This is a genomic window from Achromobacter sp. LC458 (assembly GCF_001005835.2).
Lineage (GTDB): Bacteria > Pseudomonadota > Gammaproteobacteria > Burkholderiales > Burkholderiaceae_B > Achromobacter > Achromobacter spanius_B.
In genome coordinates this window covers 20,758-41,814 of record NZ_LBHW02000027.1, presented here as the reverse complement: position 1 = coordinate 41,814, position 21,057 = coordinate 20,758, and the positions used below count along the sequence as shown (strand labels likewise).

20 protein-coding genes and 1 pseudogene are annotated in these 21,057 nt (G+C 64.0%); 8 read left to right on the top strand and 13 right to left on the bottom strand.

Features of this window, described 5'->3' with window-relative positions:
* Positions 1-3 precede the first annotated feature (3 nt).
* From YH64_RS20645 to YH64_RS20620, 6 genes are all read right to left on the bottom strand, one after another.
* The gene (locus YH64_RS20645; protein WP_046806355.1) at positions 4-1,200 is read right to left on the bottom strand and encodes an acetyl-CoA C-acetyltransferase; all 1,197 of its coding nucleotides are present in this window, start codon (positions 1,198-1,200) and stop codon (positions 4-6) included.
* An 87-nt stretch (positions 1,201-1,287) separates the two neighbouring features.
* Positions 1,288-2,109 (bottom strand): enoyl-CoA hydratase/isomerase family protein, encoded by an 822-nt coding sequence (locus YH64_RS20640; RefSeq protein ID WP_240433882.1) that lies wholly within the window; start codon positions 2,107-2,109, stop codon positions 1,288-1,290.
* Complete coding sequence (fabG, locus tag YH64_RS20635) at positions 2,102-2,851, bottom strand: 3-oxoacyl-ACP reductase FabG (RefSeq protein WP_046806356.1); 750 nt, start codon at positions 2,849-2,851, stop codon at positions 2,102-2,104. The genes YH64_RS20640 and fabG overlap by 8 nt, the downstream gene beginning before the upstream one ends.
* A 54-nt stretch (positions 2,852-2,905) precedes the next feature.
* Positions 2,906-3,790: a MaoC/PaaZ C-terminal domain-containing protein gene (locus YH64_RS20630; RefSeq protein WP_046806398.1), complete on the bottom strand. Its 885-nt coding sequence runs from the start codon at positions 3,788-3,790 to the stop codon at positions 2,906-2,908.
* Between the two features lie 13 nt (positions 3,791-3,803).
* Positions 3,804-5,954, bottom strand: coding sequence for an acetate--CoA ligase family protein (locus YH64_RS20625; RefSeq protein WP_143215465.1), 2,151 nt, complete (start codon positions 5,952-5,954; stop codon positions 3,804-3,806).
* A 66-nt stretch (positions 5,955-6,020) separates the two neighbouring features.
* On the bottom strand, positions 6,021-7,022 hold the full coding sequence (locus YH64_RS20620; protein WP_052946081.1) for a tripartite tricarboxylate transporter substrate binding protein: 1,002 nt from the start codon (positions 7,020-7,022) through the stop codon (positions 6,021-6,023).
* Between the two features lie 192 nt (positions 7,023-7,214).
* Here YH64_RS20620 and YH64_RS20615 point away from each other — a divergent pair, with 192 nt between their 5' ends.
* The gene (locus tag YH64_RS20615) at positions 7,215-8,129 is read left to right on the top strand and encodes a LysR family transcriptional regulator (RefSeq protein ID WP_046806400.1); all 915 of its coding nucleotides are present in this window, start codon (positions 7,215-7,217) and stop codon (positions 8,127-8,129) included.
* 135 nt (positions 8,130-8,264) lie between these two features.
* Positions 8,265-9,008 carry an SDR family NAD(P)-dependent oxidoreductase gene (locus YH64_RS20610; protein WP_046806358.1) on the top strand — a complete coding sequence of 248 codons (744 nt, stop codon included), beginning with the start codon at positions 8,265-8,267 and terminating at the stop codon, positions 9,006-9,008.
* A 23-nt stretch (positions 9,009-9,031) separates the two neighbouring features.
* On the opposite strand, the gene YH64_RS20605 is transcribed toward YH64_RS20610, so the two are convergent.
* Positions 9,032-9,514, bottom strand: coding sequence for a MarR family winged helix-turn-helix transcriptional regulator (locus YH64_RS20605; protein WP_046806359.1), 483 nt, complete (start codon positions 9,512-9,514; stop codon positions 9,032-9,034).
* 47 nt (positions 9,515-9,561) lie between these two features.
* Here YH64_RS20605 and YH64_RS20600 point away from each other — a divergent pair, with 47 nt between their 5' ends.
* The gene (locus tag YH64_RS20600; RefSeq protein ID WP_046806360.1) at positions 9,562-11,040 is read left to right on the top strand and encodes an FAD-dependent oxidoreductase; all 1,479 of its coding nucleotides are present in this window, start codon (positions 9,562-9,564) and stop codon (positions 11,038-11,040) included.
* 96 nt (positions 11,041-11,136) lie between these two features.
* Here YH64_RS20600 and YH64_RS20595 read toward each other — a convergent pair whose 3' ends face one another.
* A complete protein-coding gene (locus YH64_RS20595) occupies positions 11,137-12,093 on the bottom strand; it encodes an AraC family transcriptional regulator (protein WP_046806361.1) in 957 nt (318 codons plus the stop codon).
* 93 nt (positions 12,094-12,186) lie between these two features.
* Between YH64_RS20595 and YH64_RS20590 the strand changes: the two genes are divergently transcribed.
* Both YH64_RS20590 and YH64_RS20585 read left to right on the top strand, forming a co-directional pair.
* On the top strand, positions 12,187-13,434 hold the full coding sequence (locus YH64_RS20590) for an MFS transporter (RefSeq protein ID WP_046806362.1): 1,248 nt from the start codon (positions 12,187-12,189) through the stop codon (positions 13,432-13,434).
* Between the two features lie 181 nt (positions 13,435-13,615).
* Complete coding sequence (locus YH64_RS20585; RefSeq protein WP_046806363.1) at positions 13,616-14,680, top strand: FAD-binding oxidoreductase; 1,065 nt, start codon at positions 13,616-13,618, stop codon at positions 14,678-14,680.
* A 31-nt stretch (positions 14,681-14,711) separates the two neighbouring features.
* Here the strand turns inward: YH64_RS20585 and YH64_RS20580 are convergent, their stop codons facing one another.
* From YH64_RS20580 to YH64_RS20570, 3 genes are read right to left on the bottom strand one after another with little or no spacing between them, the layout of a single operon-like run.
* Positions 14,712-15,062, bottom strand: a complete 351-nt coding sequence (locus tag YH64_RS20580; protein WP_046806364.1) for a rhodanese-like domain-containing protein — start codon at positions 15,060-15,062, stop codon at positions 14,712-14,714.
* A 20-nt stretch (positions 15,063-15,082) separates the two neighbouring features.
* Positions 15,083-16,282 carry a chromate transporter gene (locus YH64_RS20575; RefSeq protein ID WP_046806365.1) on the bottom strand — a complete coding sequence of 400 codons (1,200 nt, stop codon included), beginning with the start codon at positions 16,280-16,282 and terminating at the stop codon, positions 15,083-15,085.
* Positions 16,283-16,306: 24 nt separating this feature from the next.
* Complete coding sequence (locus tag YH64_RS20570; RefSeq protein WP_046806366.1) at positions 16,307-17,275, bottom strand: chromate resistance protein ChrB domain-containing protein; 969 nt, start codon at positions 17,273-17,275, stop codon at positions 16,307-16,309.
* Between the two features lie 131 nt (positions 17,276-17,406).
* On the opposite strand from YH64_RS20570, the gene YH64_RS20565 reads away from it, so the two are divergent.
* Both YH64_RS20565 and YH64_RS20560 read left to right on the top strand, forming a co-directional pair.
* Positions 17,407-17,685: a metal-sensing transcriptional repressor gene (locus tag YH64_RS20565; RefSeq protein WP_046806367.1), complete on the top strand. Its 279-nt coding sequence runs from the start codon at positions 17,407-17,409 to the stop codon at positions 17,683-17,685.
* A 10-nt stretch (positions 17,686-17,695) separates the two neighbouring features.
* A pseudogene (locus YH64_RS20560) lies at positions 17,696-18,568 on the top strand (nickel/cobalt efflux transporter); the annotation flags it as partial.
* A gap of 91 nt (positions 18,569-18,659) precedes the next feature.
* Here the strand turns inward: YH64_RS20560 and YH64_RS20555 are convergent.
* On the bottom strand, positions 18,660-19,040 hold the full coding sequence (locus tag YH64_RS20555) for a helix-turn-helix domain-containing protein (protein WP_082134582.1): 381 nt from the start codon (positions 19,038-19,040) through the stop codon (positions 18,660-18,662).
* A 66-nt stretch (positions 19,041-19,106) separates the two neighbouring features.
* On the opposite strand from YH64_RS20555, the gene YH64_RS20550 reads away from it, so the two are divergent.
* The gene (locus tag YH64_RS20550; RefSeq protein WP_255444608.1) at positions 19,107-19,892 is read left to right on the top strand and encodes an NADPH-dependent F420 reductase; all 786 of its coding nucleotides are present in this window, start codon (positions 19,107-19,109) and stop codon (positions 19,890-19,892) included.
* A gap of 7 nt (positions 19,893-19,899) precedes the next feature.
* On the opposite strand, the gene YH64_RS20545 is transcribed toward YH64_RS20550, so the two are convergent.
* Complete coding sequence (locus YH64_RS20545; protein ID WP_046806369.1) at positions 19,900-20,997, bottom strand: LacI family DNA-binding transcriptional regulator; 1,098 nt, start codon at positions 20,995-20,997, stop codon at positions 19,900-19,902.
* Positions 20,998-21,057: the final 60 nt, after the last annotated feature.

Below are 21,057 nucleotides of genomic sequence, written 5' to 3'. Positions count from 1 at the left end.
GGGTCAGGCCCTCTCGAACACGGCCGCCATGCCCTGGCCGCCGCCTATGCACATGGTTTCGAGCCCATAGCGTTCGCCACGGCGCGACAGTTCGTGCAACAACGACGTCATGATGCGCACGCCGGTCGCGCCCACGGGGTGGCCCAGCGAAATGCCGGAGCCGTTCACATTGAAGCGGCCGGGGTCATTCCAGCCCCAGCCCTTGGCGCAGGCCAGCGCCTGGCAGGCAAAGGCTTCGTTCAGTTCCACCAGGGCCATGTCGTCAAAGCCCAGGCCGTTGCGGGCAAACAGTTTCTGCACGGCAGGCACGGGCCCGATACCCATGTGCGAGGGCTCGCAACCGGCGGCCGCCCAGCTGTGCAAATAGCCGATGGGTTCAAGTCCCAGCGCTTCAAGCTTGTCTTCGGCCACGATCAGGCAGGCCGCCGCCGCGTCGTTCTGCTGGCAGGCGTTGCCGGCCGTCACGATGCCGTCTTTCAGGATGGGCTTAAGGCGTGCCAGCTGTTCCAGCGTCAAGTCGCCGCGGATGCCTTCATCGCGCGACACCACGATGGGCTCGCCCTTGCGTTGTGGCACGCGCACCGGCACCACTTCGTTTTCGAACTTGCCGGATTCCCAGGCGGCCAAGGCGCGCTGGTGGCTGCGCAGCGCAAAGGCGTCGGCCTCTTCGCGCGTGATGGCGTAGTCGCGCGCCAGGTTCTCGGCGGTTTCTATCATGCCGCTGATCGTGCCGAAGCGCGACACAGGCTGCGAGCGTTCGCGGCCGCGTTCCAGCCGATCGTGAAAGCGGACTGTGCCCGCGCGCTTGCCCCAACGCATATCGGTGGTGTAGTACTCGACGTTGCTCATGCTTTCCACGCCGCCGGCCATGACCACGTCGGCCACACCGGTTTGCACCATCATCGCGGCGGTGGCGATGGCTTGCAGGCCGCTGCCGCAACGTCGGTCCAGCTGCATGCCCGCAACCTCGACGGGAAAGCCCGCTTGCAAGGCGACCCAGCGGCCCGTGCAGGGCACTTCGCCGTTGGCGTATGAATGCGCGAACACCACATCTTCAATGCGGGCCGGGTCCAGCCCGGTGCGTTCGATGATGGCTCGGGCAACGGTGGCGCCCAGCTCTTCCACGGGTACGGGGCGCAACGCGCCTCCGAATGCGCCGATGGGCGTGCGTAGGGGGGATACGATAGCGGCGCGTTTCATGCGGCCTCCTGGAGATGAGATCGAATCGGATCGAAGCAATGTCTGCGCGGTGCGATTGCCGCGCGCAAGTCGGGCGAAGCGTGGGCGTCAGCCATGTTCATGTCCCTGCCGCGCATCATGCAGCGCGTCCGGGAACCGGGGCGTTTCCTTGGCCAGAAAGGCGCGCACACCCTCGCGGGCTTCCGCCGAGGTAAATGCGCGCTCGGATAACGGCAGCGCGCGCGCAATCGCGCCGGCTTCCGTGTCGTCCCAGCTGTAGCCGATGGCGGTCTTGCACAAAGACATTGCCAGCGGCGGCCGTGCGCCCAAGGCGCCCGCCAAGGCCAGGGCCTGGGCCTGCGCCTGGCCCGCCTGCGAAACCCGGTTGACCAGGCCCCACGCCAGCGCCGTCGCGGCATCAATGGGCTCGCCCAGCAGCATCATTTCCTTGGCGCGCGTCACACCGATACGGCGGGTGACCCGTACCGGCCCACCACTGCCCGGAAACACGCCCAGCTTGATTTCAGGCAGCGCAAAACGCGCCGCCGGGTCCGCCACGATGAAATCGCAGCACACGGCAATTTCCAGGCCGCCGCCGAACGCCACGCCATGCACCGCGGCCACCGTGGGCTTGGGAAAGTCAGCCAGCCGCGCGAACACCCGGTGCTGAAGCTCCAGCTTTTCGGGGCCGATGCGTCCGGGCTGCATCAGGGGTTGGAATTCGGCAATGTCCGATCCCGCGCAAAACGCCCTGCCCGCGCCGGTGAGCACCACGGCGCGCACGCGGGGCTCCACGGCCAACGCGTCCAGCGCCTGGCCCAGCGCCACCGTCAAGCCTCGGAACACCACGTTCAGCGGCGGGTTGTCCAGCGTCAGCACCGCGACGCCGTCGTCGCGGATGTCGCAGCGGATGGGCATGTAATCAGCCATAGCGGCCACCCGTGACGTGCAGCACCTCGCCCGTGATGAAGCTGGCGGGCTCCGACACCAGGAATGCCACGGCGTTGGCAATGTCCTCGGGCTTGCCCACGCGTTTGATCGGCTGCATCTGCACCGCGCGCTCCTTGATGGTGTCGTAGGTGGGCAGCGCCTGCACCATCTCGGTTTCCATGAAGCCCGGCGCCACGCAATTCACCGTGATTCCATAGCGCCCTTCTTCGATGGCCAGCGCCTTGGCCATGCCGATCAGGCCTGCCTTGGCGGCCGAGTAATTCGCCTGCGTCGGGTTACCGAAATGCGCGCGCGAACTGATATTGACGATGCGGCCCCAGCCTTGGTCAATAAAGTGCGGCATGACCGTCTTGCACGCCAAAAAGGCACCTTTCAGCATGACTTCCATGACCAGGTCCCAATCCTGCTCGCTCATCTTGACGAGGTATTTGTCGCGCGGAAAGCCCGCGTTGTTCACCAGGATGTGGACGCCGCCAAAGGTGGCGATGGTCTCGTCGACCAGGCGCTGCACGTCAGCCGCCTTGGTGATGTCGGCCACGATGCAATGCGCCTGCAAGCCGTCGGCGCGCAGCGCGGCGGCGGTGGCTTCGGCCTGCTCGGCCAGGACGTCGGTGATCACCACACGCGCGCCTTCAGCGGCCAGCTTGCGGGCGGTGGCCGCGCCCAGGCCCCGGGCGGAACCCGTGACGATGGCCACTTTGTCGTTGATCTGCAGATCCATAACGGTCTCTCTTTATGCAAGGTAAGGCGCGCGCGGCGTCGCGTGCGCGCGGATTCAGTCGGACAAGTCGATGCGGCCGGAACCCAGCACGACGACGCGGCGTTCCATGGCGGTAGTGCGCAGCGAGACGACGCCACCGTCGCGCCACATCTCGGTGCGCAAGGTGTCGCCCGGCAACACCGGCGCGGTAAAGCGCACCCGCATGCCGCGCACGGCACCGGCGTCATAGCCCAGCAGCGCGCGCAGCACGGCGTGCATGGCCACGCCCATCGTGGCCAGCCCATGCAGGATGGGCCGCTCAAACCCCGCCGCGCGTGCCGTGGCCGGGTCCGCGTGCAAAGGGTTGGCGTCACCGTTCAGGCGATACAGCAGCGCGGCCTGCGGCAGGGTGGCCAGGTCGCAAACCGCATCCGCAGCCCGGTCGGGCAATACATGCGCGGGCAGCGGTGCGCGGCCATGCGTTGCCCCCTGCGTGGCGCCGAACCCGCCGTCGCCGCGCAGCATCGTGGTCTGCGTCACCGTGGCCAGCAGCTCGCCGCTGGCGGCGTCGACGATGCGCCGGTCTTGCAGCATCAGCGCTCCTTTTTCGGCGCCCTTGTCGTGCAGGCCCACGATGCGGTTTTCGCCGACGATGTGGCCGCTGGCGCGCAAGGGGCGTTGGAGTTCGATGTGCTGTTCGGCGTGCACCAGCTTGCGCCAGGTAATTCCGGTGTCGGGCTGGTCTGCCCAGAATCCGAAGTAGCCCAGGATGTTGGCCAGCGTCGGCAAGGCGCAAAGCCCGCCCGGCGCGTGTTCGTACACATAGCGCAGCTGGCCGGCATCCAGCGGATCGGCGCCCAGGCCGCAACCCAGCGCATACAGCACGGTGTCGCATTCACGGTAGCGATGCGAACGCGGTTCGAACGGCCGGTTCAACAGGAGGTCGGGATTGATCGGCATGATGGCCACCTGATCAGAGCGTGCCCGGGCCGGGGCCACGGGCAACATCCGCGCGCGCATCCCCGTCGGCGGCCAGTTCGATTACCGCGTCCACGGCATAGGCCCCCTGCCCCGCGGGCAAGGCGATCACCGGATTGAGGTCTATCGATTGCAGGCGCGGCCCGGCCTCGTGTGCGAAGTGCGACAAGCGCGACAGCATGATGGCCAGTGCCTTCACATCAGCAGGCGGCTTGCCGCGCGCGCCTTGCAGCAGCGGCGCCCCTTTGATGGACAGGATCATCTGTTCAGCGGTGTCGATGTCGAACGGGCAGCGACGCAGGACGACGTCCTTCATGATCTCGACGAAGATGCCGCCCAGTCCGAACATGGCCACCGGGCCAAAAACCGGATCGCGCTGGGTGCCCAGGATGCACTCGACGCCACCCGACAATTGGCGCGCGACCAGCACGCCTTCAATGCGTGCATCGGGTGCCGCCGTTGCCGCACGCTCCAGCAACCGGGCATGGCCCGCTTGCACCGCTTGCGCGTTTGCAACGTCCAACAGCACGCCGCCGATTTCCGACTTGTGCAGAATGTCTGGCGACAGGATCTTCATGACGACGGGGTAGCCGATTTGTTCCGCCGCCGCGACCGCCGCTCGGGCATCGGCGCACACGCGCTCTTCGGCCACGGCGATGCCGGCCTGCGCCAGGATTTGCTTGGCCGTGGCTTCGCTGGGCGTGGCGTCGGGCAGCGGGATCGACACGGGCGCGGATGGCGTCTTCTGCCCAGCCGGCCGCGCAAACGCGGCGCCGAATCGTCCCATGGCTTCAATGGCAGCCACGGCGCGGGCGGGGTCTTCGTAGACCGAGAACCCGTCGTCTTCGTACTGTTGCACCCGTTCGCGCGAGGCCAGAATGCACAGCACGAACAAGCGGTCCGGATGCCGCTCACGCACTGCGTTCAGCTGCGCGCGCAGGCCGTCGGCAATCGATGCCGCCCCAACGGTGTAGGTGAAGAATCCAAGAATGGATTGATAGCCGCCCTCTTGGACCACGGCATCCGCGAAGCGGCCCGCAATGGACAGGTCATTCATGAACTGTGCAGTGCAATCCACAGGATTGCGCGGCGCGCAGAACGGAATCAATTCCTTCAAATGCCGTTGCGCGGCGGCAGGCATTTGTGGCATGGGCAAACCACACAGCTCGGCCGCGTCCGACACGATCACGCCGGCCCCGCCACTTACCGTGATGACGCCCAGGGAATTATGCACGGGGTAAATGCGGCGCGTAGCCAGCCGCGCCACGTCCAGCATGTGTTCGGTGGACCGGGCGCGCACCACGCCGTGTTCAGCCAACACGGCGTCCGTCACGGCGTCGTTGCCGGCGATGGACGCGGTATGCGATTGGGCGGCCGCGCTGCCCACTTCACTGGTGCCCACCTTCATCATGACCACGGGCTTGCGGGCCAGCCGCGCGGCTTCCAATGCGGCCAGCAAGCGCTGCCCGTCGCGGATGCCCTCGGAGTACACGGCGATGACGTCGGTGTCGGGATCATCGACAAATGCCTGCACCATGTCGCCCAGGCTGATGTCGCTTTCATTGCCGCTCATGACGCAAGCGGACACGCCGATGCCGTAGTCGCGCGCAAGGCCCAGGATGTGGCTGCCATAGGCCCCGGACTGGCTGGCGATTCCGACGCGGCCTGCTTTGGGAAAACCGCTTTCCACCACCGACGTAAAGCTGCCGTAGAACCCGATGCGAGGATTCAACACCCCCAAAGAGTTGGGCCCAAGCAAGCGCAGCCCGTAGCGGCGCGCGGCGGCGATCATGCGGTCTTGCAGCGCCGCGCCCTGCGCGTCGGCCTCGGCAAAACCGGCCGAAAACACGATGGCGACACGCGTGCCGCGCTTGCCCAGTTCCTCGACCACATCGGGCGCCAGCTTGGCGGCCACGGCCACGATGGCCAGGTCGGGCGTTTCCGGCAGGTCGGCCACGCTGGCATAGGCGGGGACGCCTTGAATCGTGGAACGCTTGGGGTTCACGGGCATCAGCCGGCCCTGGTAGCCCTGCTGGCGCATGTAGGCAATGGGGCGGCCGCCGATACGCAGCGCGTCGTCGGAAGCACCAATGATGGCGATGGATCGTGGATGGATCAAAGACGCCAGGGCGTGACGGTCAGACATGAAGGAACGACTCCGGATTGAATGGCGGGTCAGGCGGCCGCAATGATGGCGACCGCCCGGCATGGCTTACTGGACGGTGGCGCCCGACGCTTGGACAACCGGCGCCCAGCGCTTGATCTCGGATGCGATCTGCTTGTCGAAGTCAGCCGGCGTGGACCAGCTGGCGGGGAAGCCCTGCGCGTCCAGGCGGGTCTTGATGTCGGGGTCGGCCAGCACCTTCTTCAGTTCCGCGTTCAAGCGGTCGACGATCGGCTGCGGGGTGTTCGCGGGCGCCATCAGGCCATTCCAGACCTCCGCGTCGAACCCGGCCACGCCGGATTCCGCCACCGTGGGCACGTCGGGCAACAGGGGCGACCGCGCCGTTCCCGTGATCGCAATGGCCTTCAGGCGGCCGGACTGCACCTGCGGCAATGCCGAGAACATCAAGTCCAGTACGACTTGCGTATTGCCGGCCATCACGTCCGACATGGCTGGCGCGCTGCCGTTGAACGGCACATGGGTCAGCTTGATGCCGGCCTTGCTGGCCAGTAGTTCGGTCGTCAGGTGGGTGGACGAACCATTGCCCGCGCTGGAAAAGAACATTGCGCCTGGCTCGGCTTTCGCGCGGGCGATCAGGTCCTGGATATTGTTGATGCCCAGCTTGGGGTTGACCATCACCAGCATGGGGCCGCTGGACAAGCGGCTCACGCCCATCAGGTCTTTCGTGATGTCGTAGCGCAGGTTCTTGTATAGCGACGGATGAATGGCGTGCCCGGTCGTAACCAGCAGCAGCGTGTAGCCGTCGGCCGGCGCCCTGGCCACGCTTTCGGCGCCGATGTTGCCCGACGCGCCTGCCTTGTTTTCGACGATGACCGGTTGCCCCAGTTGTTCGCCCAGCTTCTTGCCGACCAAGCGCACGACGATGTCGTTGGTGCCGCCGGGCGGATAGGGAACGATGATCTTGATGGGCTTGTCGGGGTAGTCCGCGGCCTGTGCGGCGGCATGTGCGGGGGCAAGCGGCAAGGCGGTGGCGGATAGCGCGGCAAAGCCAAATGCAATGGCGGCCGACACGCGGCGGGCGAGTTTCATAGGGTTGTCTCCAGGTGTTATGACCGCGCCGTCATGGACTGCGCAAGTGCTGTTTTAGGTGCCCATCCTAGAGATGCCACCCATACTTGATCAAATACTTTGCATGTACACTTCTATTCATTCTGTGTATACCTGGCCGGCGGCTTGGTCCGCGTCGCCCCCGCCCTGCCCCGCCTCACAAGGTCGATCACGATGGAACTGCGTCAACTCAAACAATTCGTGGCGGTTGCCCAGACGCAAAGCTTCAGCCGCGCCGCTGAACGCCTGTTCATGGCGCAGCCGCCGCTGTCCGTCGCCATCCGCAAGCTGGAAGACGAAATCGGCGTGGCTCTGCTCGAGCGCGGGTCGCGCGGCGTCAAGCTGACACCGGCCGGGCATGCGGCGCTGGCGGCGGCGACCAAATGCCTGGATAGCGCGGCCGATGTCATCACCGCTGCGCGCCAGGCGGCCAACGGTGAAAGCGGCGGCTTGCGCATCGGCTTTATCGGGTCCCTGACCTTCAGCCTGCTGCCGCGCCTGATCCAGCATTTCAGCCGGCGCTATCCCCACATCAAGCTGGACCTCAGCGAATCGACCAACCTGGGCCTGCTGTCGATGATCGACGCGGAAACCGTGGACGTCGCCTTTGTGCGCGAACCGACCACGCATCCCAGCAACATGGTCTTCGAACCCATTTCGCGCGACGTGTTCTGCGTGGCCATGCCCGCCGATCATCCGCTGGCGCGCAAGCAGTCGCTGTCGCTACAAGAGTTGCGCGATCAGGATTTCATCGGCTATACGCCGTCGCGCGTCGGCGGCCTGAACGCCGCCGTTATGCATTTGCTGCGCGAAGCCGGCGTGTCGCCGCGAGTGACGCAAGAAGCCGTCCAGGTGCAAACCGTGGTGGGACTGGTGCGCAGCGGCTTGGGCATCGCGCTGGTGCCCTCGATCAACGCGGAGTTCATGCCGGCCGACGTCGAATTCCGGCCCCTGAACGACTTGCCCGAATCGTCCAACATCGGCATCGCGCTGGTTTATCGCGAGCGCGACACCAATCCCGTCATCGCAAGGTTTGTCGCCAGCATTCAGCAAAGCATCGCGGACCATGGAGCGAGTTTGCAACGCTAAGCCGCGATGCGTTCCCGACCCATCCCGTTGCGGTCGGCGCTTCCCAGCGTTCGAAGGCCCCGCCGCCCCACCGGGTGCGCCGGCGGCATGCCCACGGCAGGTAAACTCCCGCCTTCCATTTCATGGGACCTTTCTATGCCCCCAACACAGCGTGTTGCTCTTGTCACCGGCTCAACGTCAGGCATCGGCGCCGCCATTGCGCGCCGGCTGTCCAAAGACGGCTACGCAGTCGTTCTGCACTCGCGCAGCTCGGTGGACGTGGGCATCTCCATGGCGCGCGAACTGGGTCTGGCGGCTTATGTGCAAGCCGACCTTGCCCAAGACGCAGACCGGGTCCGCCTGGTGCACGAAGCCGTGGCGCATTGGGGCCGCCTGGATGTCGTCGTGAACAACGCGGGCATCAGCCGCGTGGTGCCGCATGCGGATATGGCAGCAGCCACCCCCGACATCTGGCGCGAGTTGCACGAGGTCAATGTCATCGCGCCGTTCCGTATCATCGCGCTGGCCGAGGCCGCACTGCACGCGTCCGCCGCAACCGGCACACCGGCCTGCGTGGTCAACGTCAGCTCGCATGCAGGCGTTCGTCCCAAAGGCGCGTCTATCCCCTACGCCGCAACGAAAGCGGCGCTAAACCACGTCACGCGCTTGCTGGCGGTCTCGCTCGCCCCGGATATACGCGTGAACGCCGTCGCGCCGGGCTTGGTCGATACGCCCCTGGCCGCCGACTGGACCGCAGCCCAGCAGTTATGGCGCGAACGCGCACCGATGCGGCGCGCCGCGAAGCCGGAGGATATTGCGCAGGCGGTGTCGATGCTGGTTGAGTCGAACTATCTGACTGGGGAAATTCTGCTGTCGGATGGTGGGTTGAATCTGACGTGATCCGGGCAACGCCGAGTTGACAATCAACCCTCTGTACCCCGTTCCAGCGCCTCTGCGAACTTGCGCATCAGGCGTACCAAGTCCGTGATGTCTTCGGCGGCCCAGTCCTGAAAGATGCCTTTTGCCAGGCGCTCGCGCGCCTGATCAAGCTTGTCGGTCACGGCCTTGCCCTCGGATGACACCACCGTTTCGCGCATTCGGCGGTCGTCCGGATTCTCGTGCCGCATCACCATCCCCATGCGTTCCAGCTTGGCGACCTGGCGGCTAATGGTGGTGTAGTCCCTGCCAAGGCGATCCGCCAGATCGACCACGCCGATCGGCCCCACCCGTTCAATCACCACCAATAGGCGAAACAGCGCCTGGTCCAGCTGCACGCCGGCTTCCGCGATCAGGCGTTCGTCGTTCCTGGGGCGGTTCATCACGCTCACGATCGTGATCAAGGACCGATGAAGATCCTTCAGCTGCGCGGAGATATGTGTATCTTGCACTTTCTTTTTGGTGACCATAGACTCCCCTTTTAATGTGTGCATATTACACATACTTGGAGAGCGACATGCGTAACCCCGTTGACGTCCTGATCTGCGGTGCCGGCGCTGCCGGCCTGACCCTGGCAATAGAACTGGCGCGGCGCGGCGTGCGCTTTGCCCTTATCGAAAAACTCCCTTCCCCCTTTGCGGGCTCGCGCGGCAAAGGGATTCAACCGCGCACCCAAGAAGTATTTGAAGACCTGGGGATCCTTGACCGGGCCATGGCCGCCGGTGGCATCTACCCCACGATTCGCAAATACTCGGCCGACGGCAGTCATGAGGATCAGGAAGTCACGACGGTTGCCGAACCTACGCCCGCCGAGCCCTATCCGCTTCCGTTGATGGTTCCGCAGTTCAAGACCGAAGCGATCATGCGAGAGCGGCTGTTGGAACTGGGCCGTGCGCCGGAGTTTGGTGTCGAGCTGATCGGGATGGAGATCAACGCCGACGGGATTGAAGCCGTGCTGGCCACCCCGGACGGGAAGCAGAGGGTCCACGCTCGCTATCTGGTGGGCGCCGACGGCGGGCGCAGTCTGGTGCGCCGCACGCTGGGCATCGGCTTTCCGGGCAAGACGTTAGGGGTGCGCGCCATCGTGGCCGATGTCGTGCTGGAAGGCTTGTCGCGTGATAGGTGGCACCAGTTCAACGGTCATGGCGCGGGTCCCCTGGCCATCTGCCCGCTTGCAGGCACCGACCTGTTCCAGATCCAGGCGCCGGTCCCTCTTGAGGGCGACGTCGACCTGTCCGCTGCCGCGCTGACAAAACGCGTTGCCCTGCACACCGCGCGCACGGACATCACGGTCCACTGCGTTGCCTGGTCTTCGACCTACAACATGAATGCCAGGCTGGCAGATCATTACCGGGATGGCCCCGTGTTCCTCGTCGGCGATGCGGCGCATGTCCATCCGCCCACCGGCGGGCAAGGCTTGAACACCAGCGTGCAAGACGCCTACAACCTGGGCTGGAAACTGGCCGCCGTACTCGCTGGCGCGCCCGAGGCGCTGCTGGAGACCTACGAAGCCGAACGCCGGCCCGTGGCCGCGAACGTGCTCGGCCTGTCCACCCGACTGCTTGCGGGTTTCAAGACCGGGGACAACAGGCGGACCCGTGAAGTCCAGCAACTGGACATCGGGTACCCGACGTCGCCGCTATCGCTTCCGTTGCAAGCTGACAGCCGACTTGAGCCGGGCAGTCGCGCGCCCGATGCCGTTGTGCGCGGCGCGGGCGGCAGCCCAACGCGGTTGTTCAACCTGCTTAAGGGCACGCACTGGACCTTGCTGGTCAACGGCGCATCAACCTTTGCGCCGCGCGCAGGCTTGCGCATCCACTGCATTGGCGCCGGCCTGGAGATCGAAGACCCTCTGGACCAGTTCGCCAGCTTCTACGGGTTGGCCAAGGGGGCCGCCGCGCTGATCAGGCCCGACGGGTATCTGGCGGGCGTCTTTGCCCGGGATAGCGCCGCCGTGCTGCAAGCGCACCTGGATCGGTACTGCAAGATTCTGTGAAAAGACGCTGGCGTCGTGCCGGCAAGGTGGACAGGCTGCCGGGCCGCGCCAAGCACAACGCCGCGCGACCGCCTCGATGTGGACGTTGATGGAAGTTCAGCGCGCGTCTCGGCTGGCGCCTGGGGGCAGACCGGTAACACGCTTGAACGCACGGCTGAATGCTGCTTGCGACGTATAGCCCAAGCGCTCGGCTACCGTGTCGATCGGCAGCCTGTCGTGCGTCAGCCATTGCCTGGCAAGACGCATCTTCAACTCGATGGCGTAGCGCAGCGGTGGCGTTCCCACCGTTGCATGAAATCGCTCGGCAAAAACAGAGCGAGAAATATTGCACTCGCCCGCCAACTCAGCCAATTTCCAATCTCGGGCGGGTTGGCGGTGCAAGGCGAGGATGGCGCGCGCAAGCCGTGGATCCCGCAGCGCTGCGGCCAGGCCGGAGGCATTGTCGCAACCGCACTCGATCCATCCCCGGACAATCATCGCGGCGACCACTTCGGCCAGTCGCGCCAGAATGTCCGCGAACCCCACGCGTCTGGAACAGATCTCGCCTTTCATCGCGGACAGAATCGGAACCATGCCAGGAAAGCGGTCGCTGTCGGCGTTCACGCACATGACATCCGGCATCAGCTGCCCCAAGGCCCGCATGCCGCCAAGGTCGAATTCCATGCAACCGTAAAAGAAAATTGCGCTGGGTACGCTGCTGGTGCTTGGACACGCATCCACGTCGGTGACGGAATTGCCGATCAAGGCGGCTTCAAGCGTATCGATATCCTGCAAGTCCGCGTCGTCGGCGGAAAGCCATTGATGAGCTTGCCCATGGGGCAGAAACACCGCATTGCCGGCACTCAATTCGTGCAAGCCGCCCTCAGCGGTACGTAGCACGGCCGAGCCCACCGCCAAGTAGTAGAAGAAACCGTGGCCGGCCTTCGCGTCAATGCTCAGTCCAAAACTAGGCCCGGTCTGCACCCGCCGGTACTGCACCCCGCGCAGACGCATTCCGGCAAGCAGCTCACTAATCAAGTGCGGAGGAAGCGCGTAATCCTGCGAGGTCAACATCGGATTTTCTATCAAAAACTTAGTACGCCGCATCATAGATCATCCCAAGCACACGTCCTAGACTGCACTCACTGATTTTTTAGGATGCGTGCAATGCGTAGTGTTGTTGATGTTTCAAACCCCGAAGGTTCAGCCAGCCCGGTGGACATTGAGCCGGTGTCAGCGGCATGGACCGCAGTGTTCTCGCTGGCGATGGGTGTATTCGGCCTGTTGACCGCGGAGTATCTGCCGGCAAGCCTACTGACGCCCATGGCAGAAGCTCTGCACGTATCAGAAGCCATGGCGGGACAGGCTGTGACGGTGACTGCGGTGGTGGCGTTATTTGCAGGCTTGCTGGTGCCCGGTCTTACCCGCGGCCTGGATCGCCGTACGGTGCTGCTGGGCTTTTCCGCTTTAATGATTGTGTCCAACCTGCTGGTTGCAGCGTCGTCGCAGATGTGGGTGCTGCTTTTGATGCGCGTTCTACTTGGAATCGCCCTGGGCGGGTTCTGGAGCATGGCGGCAGCTGTCGCCATGCGACTGGTGCCGACGGCGCTCTTGCCACGCGCGTTATCGATCATCTTCAGCGGCATTGCCGTGGGCACAGTGGTCGCCGTGCCGTTGGGTAGCTATCTTGGTGGCCAGTTTGGATGGCGCAGCGCCTTTGTCGCCGCCGCGGCAGTGGGTGTATTGACCCTGGCATTCCAATGGTTCACGTTACCGAGGATGGCGCCGCGCCGGCCCGCGCGGCTCCGAACGATCTTGGACGTTCTCTTGCGGCCCGGCATCGCGCTTGGCATGTTTGGCTGCATTCTGGCGCATACGGGCCATTTCGCTCTCTTCACCTATATTCGGCCGTTTCTGGAAAGCACTGCCGGCGTGGGAACGAACGGGCTGGCGCTGATGCTGCTTGGCTTCGGCGTGGCGAATTTCGCAGGCACCATGCTCGCAGGCTGGTTGATGCAGCGCAGCCTATCTGTGACCTTGGCCCTCATGCCGGCCCTGGTCGGTGGCAGTGCCTTGGCGATGGCGCTTTTCCCCGCGTCCCTACCGGGTCAGGCAACGTTGGTTGCGGCATGGGGCCTCGCGTTCGGTGGCGTGCCGGTTGCATGGTCAAACTGGGTCGCGCGCGCCGTGCCGGATCAGGCTGAAAGTGCCGGCGGAATGGTGGTGGCGTCGGTGCAGTCCTCCATCGCCATGGGCGCCGCGGCCGGCGGTGCCATGTTCAGCCTGACAGGCATTGAGGGCGTCTTTGTTGCGGGAGGCTGTGTCATGCTGCTTGCCGGCTTGTTCATCTGGATGCGGGTAAAAGTACCCGCGCCTTCGATCAGAGCAGCCGCAACACCCGCCATTCATCTGTGACCCTGCCGCCATAAAGAGCATCCCTCGTTGCCCAAGGCAGCTTGTGTAGCTTGTGTAGCTGCCTTCGTCTCGGTTCGGATCATCTTGGCGACTCGACACTTGTCGACGTTATGATGCGTCCGACCGATCGAATGGAAAGTCCAGTTGCCCACCGCCAACACAACAATGTCCAACCAAACACATGCCCGTTTTTCTCAAGCACAACCCAGTCGCGGTACGTAAAGGCAAGGTCATCGTGGTGGGCGGCGGCATCATGGGCGCGTCGGCAGCTTGGCATCTGTCCAAAGCGGGCGCATCCGTCACGTTGATCGAACGTGCGCCCGATTGCCTCATCAGTGCAACCGCCTGTTCTTTCGGCTGGGTCGGTGCCAGCGCCAGCACGCCTTCTGACAACCAAGCAGCGTTCGCTGAAAGATTGAAGGCGCTGGAGGAGTTCGCGTATATCGAGCGCGAGCTCAGCCCGCTGCCGATCGCAGCGCGCGGCGCGCTTCTCTGGCGGTCCACGGAGGACGAAACGGCAGCCATGATTGCAGAGCATCGGGCCGCCGGCACCCGAATCGAGCGGCTCACTCGGTCCCAAATTGCCGAGAAGGAACCGACGATTTCGAATCCGCCATCGCTCGCCGCCTGGGCACCAAGCGACTTCGCACTGGAAGCGGGCGCATTGGCACGCCAGCTGCGGGCAGGAGCGCAGGCCGCCGGGGCTTGCGTCCGCCGGGGAACGGTTCAAGCCGTCAATGCCGCGGGAAATCGGATCACGGGAATCGTCGTGGACGGAAAGGAATTTCCGGCCGACATTGTCGTGCTTGCCAATGGCTATGGCTCGCGCGCCCTTGCTCTGACGGTCGGCGTGGACCTTCCGATCTATGAGTCGCCGGCAGTGTTGCTTCGATTCGGTACTGAAGTTGCCGGCCTTCGTCACCTGGTTTGCGCGGAAGAAATGGAGCTGCGCCCATCCTTGGGAGGCGGCCTAGTTTCTGCCGCTGACTATCCAGAATGCGGTGAAACGGGCCTTCCCGCACTAGCCGCGCAAACCGGAAACGCGATTTCCCGACTGTTTGGGACCGCGGCGGCGCCTTCCCTGCTTTCCATAACCGCTGCGATGCGTCCTATGACGACCGACAGCAAACCGCTTTGCGGCCAGGTGGGAAGAATCGAGGGCCTATTTGCATTGGTTGCACATCCCGGCGTAATCCTTGCGCCCCTGCTTGCTCGCCGTTGCGCCGACGCGGTTCTGCGTTCTTGATTCGGAATTGATCGACATCGACGCGAAATAGTTACGCACTACCGGCGTGCCGGTCGCGAAATTCGATTGATTCCACGCACTGCCCGGCAGCACGCCAAGCCTGTATCCCGCCAATTAAATATCTGGCGTCGATGCCCATCGCCTGAAGGGTGGCCGCCAGCCCTTGGCTAAGTTCGTGGCCTTCGGCGCAATAGACGACCACGGCCTGCGTGCTTGCTATCGTGTCTTTCCAGTCCAGCCACAAAGCGGGGTCAAGCCATTGGCCTTCAGGGATTGACACCCCATCCTCCATGCGCCTGAGCTTGCGTCGCACGTCTATCAACGTATGGGGAAACCCGGCGCTGCGCCAAACCGCAAGTTCGGGAATGGATATGCTTTGCATGATGGACTCCTTGAGCGGGCTTAATGCATCAGCGGGTAAATCGCCAGGCCGATCAGCGCCGCGCCCGTCACGATCATCGGTTCGGGCAGTTTTTTAAACCGTAACAACAGCAGCACCGCGGCCATCGCCAACATCAGTGTCGGCATATCGACGATTGTGCGTCGGGCGATAACGATGACTGCGCCCGCGATAGCGCCGATTGCCGCGGCCGTCACGCCGTCAACGAATGCGAGGACACCGGGCAGTTTTCCGTACTTTTTAAAATAGGGTGCTGGGACGATGGTGAACAGATAACAAGGCAGAAAGGTGGCCAGCGCCGCCACACAGGCGCCGGGAAAACCGGCCACCAGGTAGCCGATGAAACCCACCGTGATAACGACGGGTCCCGGTGTGATCATGGCCACCGCTACGGCATCCACGAACTGCTTGTCATTGAGCCAGTGAAAGTCGGTGACCACGCCGCCATAGAGAAACGGCACGATGGCCAGGCCGGAACCAAAAACGAAAGCGCCCGCCTTGGCGAAGAACAGTCCGATCTGCCAGAGCAGCGGCCAATCCAGCGTAGTTAGCGCCGTGCCCGCTGGCGCAAACATCGCGGCCGCTGCCGGCAGATGGCCGGACTTCAGCCACCGGGGCGGCGCGCGCCAGAACCAGACGAGCAGGCCGGCCGCCAGAAACAGCCAGGCTATTTCAGACTCGGTGATAACGGTTACGACAGCCAGCACCAGATAGATGGCCCACAACAGCTTGTCGCGGCCCACGCTCTTGGTAGTGAGCTTGTAGCCGCTGATGGCAATGATGCCGATCACGGCGGCGCTCACGCCGTAGAACACCGCTTGCATCCAGGCCAGGCCGCCGAAACGCACGTATGCCCAGCCCAGCGCAACAACCATGAAGAACGATGGCAGGACGAAGGCGATGCCCACCAGCGTGGCGCCAAGAATGCGGTAGTGCACGTAGCCGAGGTAGATAGCAAGCTGCGCGGCCAGAGGGCCTGGCGCCAGCTGGGCCAGCGCTAAACCTTCCTTGTAGTCGCCGTCCGTGATCCAGCCCCTGCCCTCGACTAGATCGCGGTGCATGTAGCCGGCCAAGGCAACAGGCCCGCCGAAACCGACGGCCCCCAGCCGGACGAAATACCAGGCTAATTGCCAAAGGGTATAGCCAGGCGGCGAGACAAACGTCGCGGCGTGGTCGCGGGCGGATTCTTCAGCGGGATTCACGGTCGCGCTCTTGGCAAGGAAGGGTCATGTCTGACGCCCACCGGAGAAATGGGCGTACAGAGAATCCAGCACGGCGCCGACCTCGGCTAACAGGGCATCGTCGTCGGGCAGGCGCTTGCGCGCGCCGGCCAGCATGGCCTCGAAACCGGCGGCTTCCGGCGCGGCGGCGCCGCCGACGTCAAGCCCATGCACCAAGGCGCCCAGGCGTGCAAGGCCCCGGTTGTCTTCCAGTCCGAAGCTGGCAAGCAGCACCTCGAACGACACCCTGTTGCCCACGTGTGTGAAAGTGGCACCGTCGAAGTCAAATCCCAGGGCATCAGGCGGGCAGTCGACCGGGTTCTCGATCCAAAGGAAGCGCGCGGACGGGTCGATGAAGCGCTGGATCAGCCAGGCACTAGCGACCCGGTCTACCCAGACATGGCGCCGGGTCGCCCAGAGCCGGCCCCGGTAATGCATGGGATCGCGGCGCGCGATGCTTCCCTCCTGGGCGACATGAGGTTCGCCGGGCGACAGAAGGGATTCGATGGCATTGGCGAAATCGCGCTGCTGGGCTTGAGCGCGCAGCGAGGCTTCGCCCGGGAAGAAATCGATCCGCTGCAACGCCAGGTAGCTGCGTTCGTGACGGCGCAACAGTCGGTTCAGTTCCGGCCCATTCAAACCGGCCAGCGTCTGGCGCGCCTGGGCCAGTTCCGCCAGCCAGGCTTCGTAGTCGGCCGAGCGGTCGAACAGCTGCTGGAACGAGGCGGACTCGTCGTTGTCGCGGGGCTGGACCCGCAGCAACCAGGCCTGGCCGCCTTCTTCAGTTGTTTCGGTGGCCAGATCGGCCAATTGTGCGGATTGCTCGGCATGAGCCGGCAGCAGATAGGCGCCGTCGCGCAAGGCGGTGCAGCCCAGGGCCTTCAGCTTGCGCCAGATGCGCATGCGCGCGGTGGCACCGCCGGTGGGCAGGCTGACGATAAGCAGAAGCCACGAGGATGCGAGCGAGGTGTCCATGGGAAGCAGAATAAGAAGAGGTTGCGATCTCTGCAATCATGTAGAGATCGCTACAACGCTTTTTTCGCTTGCCCTGATTGGCGGCATGGTTTTCAGCCTGGATATCCTCCCGGGGGGGATATGATTTCCGCATGGAAAAACCTGATCCCCACCATCATCACGACGCCGTCGCCAAACGTCTCAAGCGGGCGGAAGGCCATTTGCGCAGCATTCTGGCAATGATGGAAGAACACCGTCCCTGCCTTGAGCTTGCCCAGCAGCTACACGCGGTTGAGCGTGCCATTTCCCAGGCCAAGAAAGTCCTGATTCAGGACCACATCGACCACTGCCTGCAGGCCGCGGTGGGCGAGCTGGACGCGGACCGGCAGCGCGCGATCGACGAATTCAAAGAAATCACCAAGTACCTCTAAGGACGGATCCATGCTGTCGTTTTCCGATCTGATCGCCCAGGGTGCATCGCACGCCTGGCTGTTCATTCCCAGCGCCATCCTGCTGGGCGCCCTGCACGGGCTGGAGCCCGGCCATTCCAAGACGATGATGGCGGCGTTCATCGTCGCGATCCGGGGTTCGGTGGCGCAGGCGGTGTTGCTCGGCATCACCGCGACTATTTCGCACACGGCGATCGTGTGGGGGATCGGCCTGGGCGGCATGTATCTGTGGCGTGGCGTCGCGGCGGAGGAGTTGGAGCCGTATTTCCAGCTGGCGTCCGGGGTGATCATCGTGCTGATCGCGGCGTGGATGTTCTGGCGGACCTGGCGCGAGCAGCATGGTGCGGGCCATGGCCATCATCACCATGACCATGGACATGACCATGAACATGGACATGGACATGAACATGGACATGGACACCACCATCACCATGAGCATCAGCAGCACCACCGCCAAGAAGCGCCGCGAGGACTGGACGTAGGGGCCGAGGGATACCAGGATGCTCACCAGCTTGCGCACGCCAATGACATCCGGCGGCGTTTCACGAACCGCAACGTGACCAACTGGCAGATCGCCTTGTTCGGCCTGACCGGTGGCCTGATCCCCTGCCCCGCGGCGATCACCGTGCTGTTGTTGTGCCTTCAACTCAAGGAGTTCACGCTGGGCGCCGTGCTGGTGCTGTGCTTCTCGATCGGGCTGGCCATCACGCTGGTGACGGTCGGCGCCGTGGCGGCGCTAAGCGTCCGCCACGTCAACAAACGTGTGCCTTGGCTTAACGCGGTTGCCCAGCAAGCGCCGTATCTCTCCAGCTTGCTGATCATTGCCGTGGGCGTCTATGTGGGGATGAATGGATGGGTTGGCCTGCATCCAGCCAAGGACCGGTATGCAGAAGCGCTGAGGATTATCGAGGCCCACCCTGGCCCACGCCCGAGCCTTGTGCAAGCGAGCGGTGACGTCATTGCCCAGGAACATGTGACGCGACAAACTCATGGCGCCTTTCTGCCCATTCGATAAGCGCCTGCATCGAGGGCCCGAGCGCGTATCCCGCCTCTGTCAGCTGATATTCCACTTTCGGAGGGACCTGAGGAAAAACCGTTCTATGCACGATTCCGTCCGCTTCAAGCTGCTTCAGTTGCTGAATCAACATCTTCTGGTTCACGCCATCGATAAGCCGTTCCAGCTCTGAAAAACGGATCGCTTTTTTAGCGGCAAACAGCTGGCACAGAATGATGATCTTCCACTTCCCCTCAAGGACTCGCAAGGTTTCAGTAGTCGCCGCCGCCCACTCGCGTCGACGATTGGGGTCTTCACAGTTCCATTCCCGATCCCCGGTCATAAGGCCTCCTTGGTGGGTTACTGAGGTTTTAGTGGGTACTTCCAATTTCGAAAGCGAAATTCTACAGTGGGCCCTTCATACGCAGGAGTTCACATGAATATCGGGATCATCGGGACAGGAAACATCGGCGGCACCCTCGCTCGCAAACTGACGGCGGCCGGGCATCAAGTGCGCGTAGCCAATTCCAAGGGCAGAGAAGGCATATCCACGCTTGCAAAGCAGATGGGCGCGACGGCAGCAGACGTCTGGGACGCAGTGAACAATGTGGACGCCATCATCCTCGCCATTCCCCTGCCGGCGATGCAGCAGCTTCCGGCCGGCTTGTTCAATTCGGTCGCGACCGTTGTGCCTATCATCGATACCAGCAACTACTACCCCGGCATGCGAGACGCGCGCATCGCAGAAATCGACGACGGAATGCCTGAGAGCGTATGGGTGTCTCAGCAGATTGGCCGCCCGGTGACCAAGGCATTCAACAATGCGTTGGCTTACACCCTGGCGTATCTGGGAACGCCTACGGGCGCCCAAGGCCGCTTGGCCATCGCGGTTGCGGGTGACGACGAGGGATGTAAGCAGGTCGCGATGAACCTGGTTGACCAAGTCGGTTTTGATCCAGTCGACGCCGGCTCTTTGAGCGAGTCCTGGCGACAGCAGCCCTGCACGCCCGCCTATTGCTGCGACTGGGACGCCGACGAAACGCGCGCAGCCCTGGCATCGGCGGTAAAGGGCGATGCCGAGCGAAAACGCGGCCAGATGGCGGAGGCTTTTGCCAAGCTGGGGCCGAGCCCGACACACGAAGAAGTTGTGGCGATGAACCGCAGGATCAATGCGCCGCAGCATGGCCACCGCTGACCGACTATCACGGCTCCGGAATATTTTCCCGGAAGATGACCTGAAGCCGCGGCAGGTAGCTGGGTTCGGGCGCGCCCTTCACGGCCGCCACCAGCAGCTTGACGATTTCGCGTGCCTCGACGCGCGGGTTCTGGTCGATCACGGCGTCCATGGTGCGATCGAGCAACAGTCGGCGCGTGGCTTCGGTGAGGTCGTGACCCACGAAGACGATGCGATGCGCCGAGGCTGCCTGGTTTGAGCGAGCCTCGTTGGGCCATGCCTCGGTAAGCCGCGCCTCGGCCGGCCGCGCCTCTGCCGGCCGCGCCTCAGCCGGCCGCGCCTCTTTCAGCGCCCGCGCGATGCCTTGATTGCCGGCGCCGATGTTGTAAATCGCGTGCGGCGGCTCGTTGCGCAGCAGTTCCTGCGTGACGGCAAAGGCGCGGTCGCGGTCGTCGCCGATCTCAAGAATGTGCGCAATGCGCAGGTGCGGAAACTCTTCGCTCAGCAGCGAGCGAAAGCCCATCTCGCGCTCTTCATGGCCGCGATACGCCAGTGACCCCACGAACACCGCGACCTTGCGCTCGGTGTGCTGTGGCAGAAACCGGCCGAGCAACAGCGCGGCCAGGCGGCCCGCGGCGCGGTTGTCGATGCCCACGTAACCCAGGCGCGCCGAGATCGGAATGTCCGACACCAGGGTGCTCACATGCACGCCGCTGTCGCGCAGCGCCATGATGGCGTCGCGCACCTGTGGATGGTCCAGCCCGACCAGGCCAACGGCCTGGGTCTGGCCGCGCAGCTCGTAGAGCTTTTGCGCGAGCTTATTGGCGTCGAATCCCTCGATCAGATGCAGGCGTGCGCGCACATCGGGGCGGGTGGCGGCTTCTTCAAGCAGGTGCTGACCCAACGCGGTCATGAAGCTGTTGGTGCCGGCGGGCAACACGAAATCGACCCGCACGTCCTGGCTTGCGGCATCGGCGCCCTGGACGAAGTAGCCGAGGCGATTGGCGATTGCCAGCACGCGGTCGCGTGTCTTGCCGCGCACGCCGTCGCGGTCGTTCAGCACGCGGTCCACGGTGGCGGTGGACATGCCGGCTTCACGGGCAATGAGGGAAATGGTGGGGCGCATGCGGGACCGGGCTCTCAAGACACCATCAGGACGATGGCAGCGAGGCGATCATAACCCATC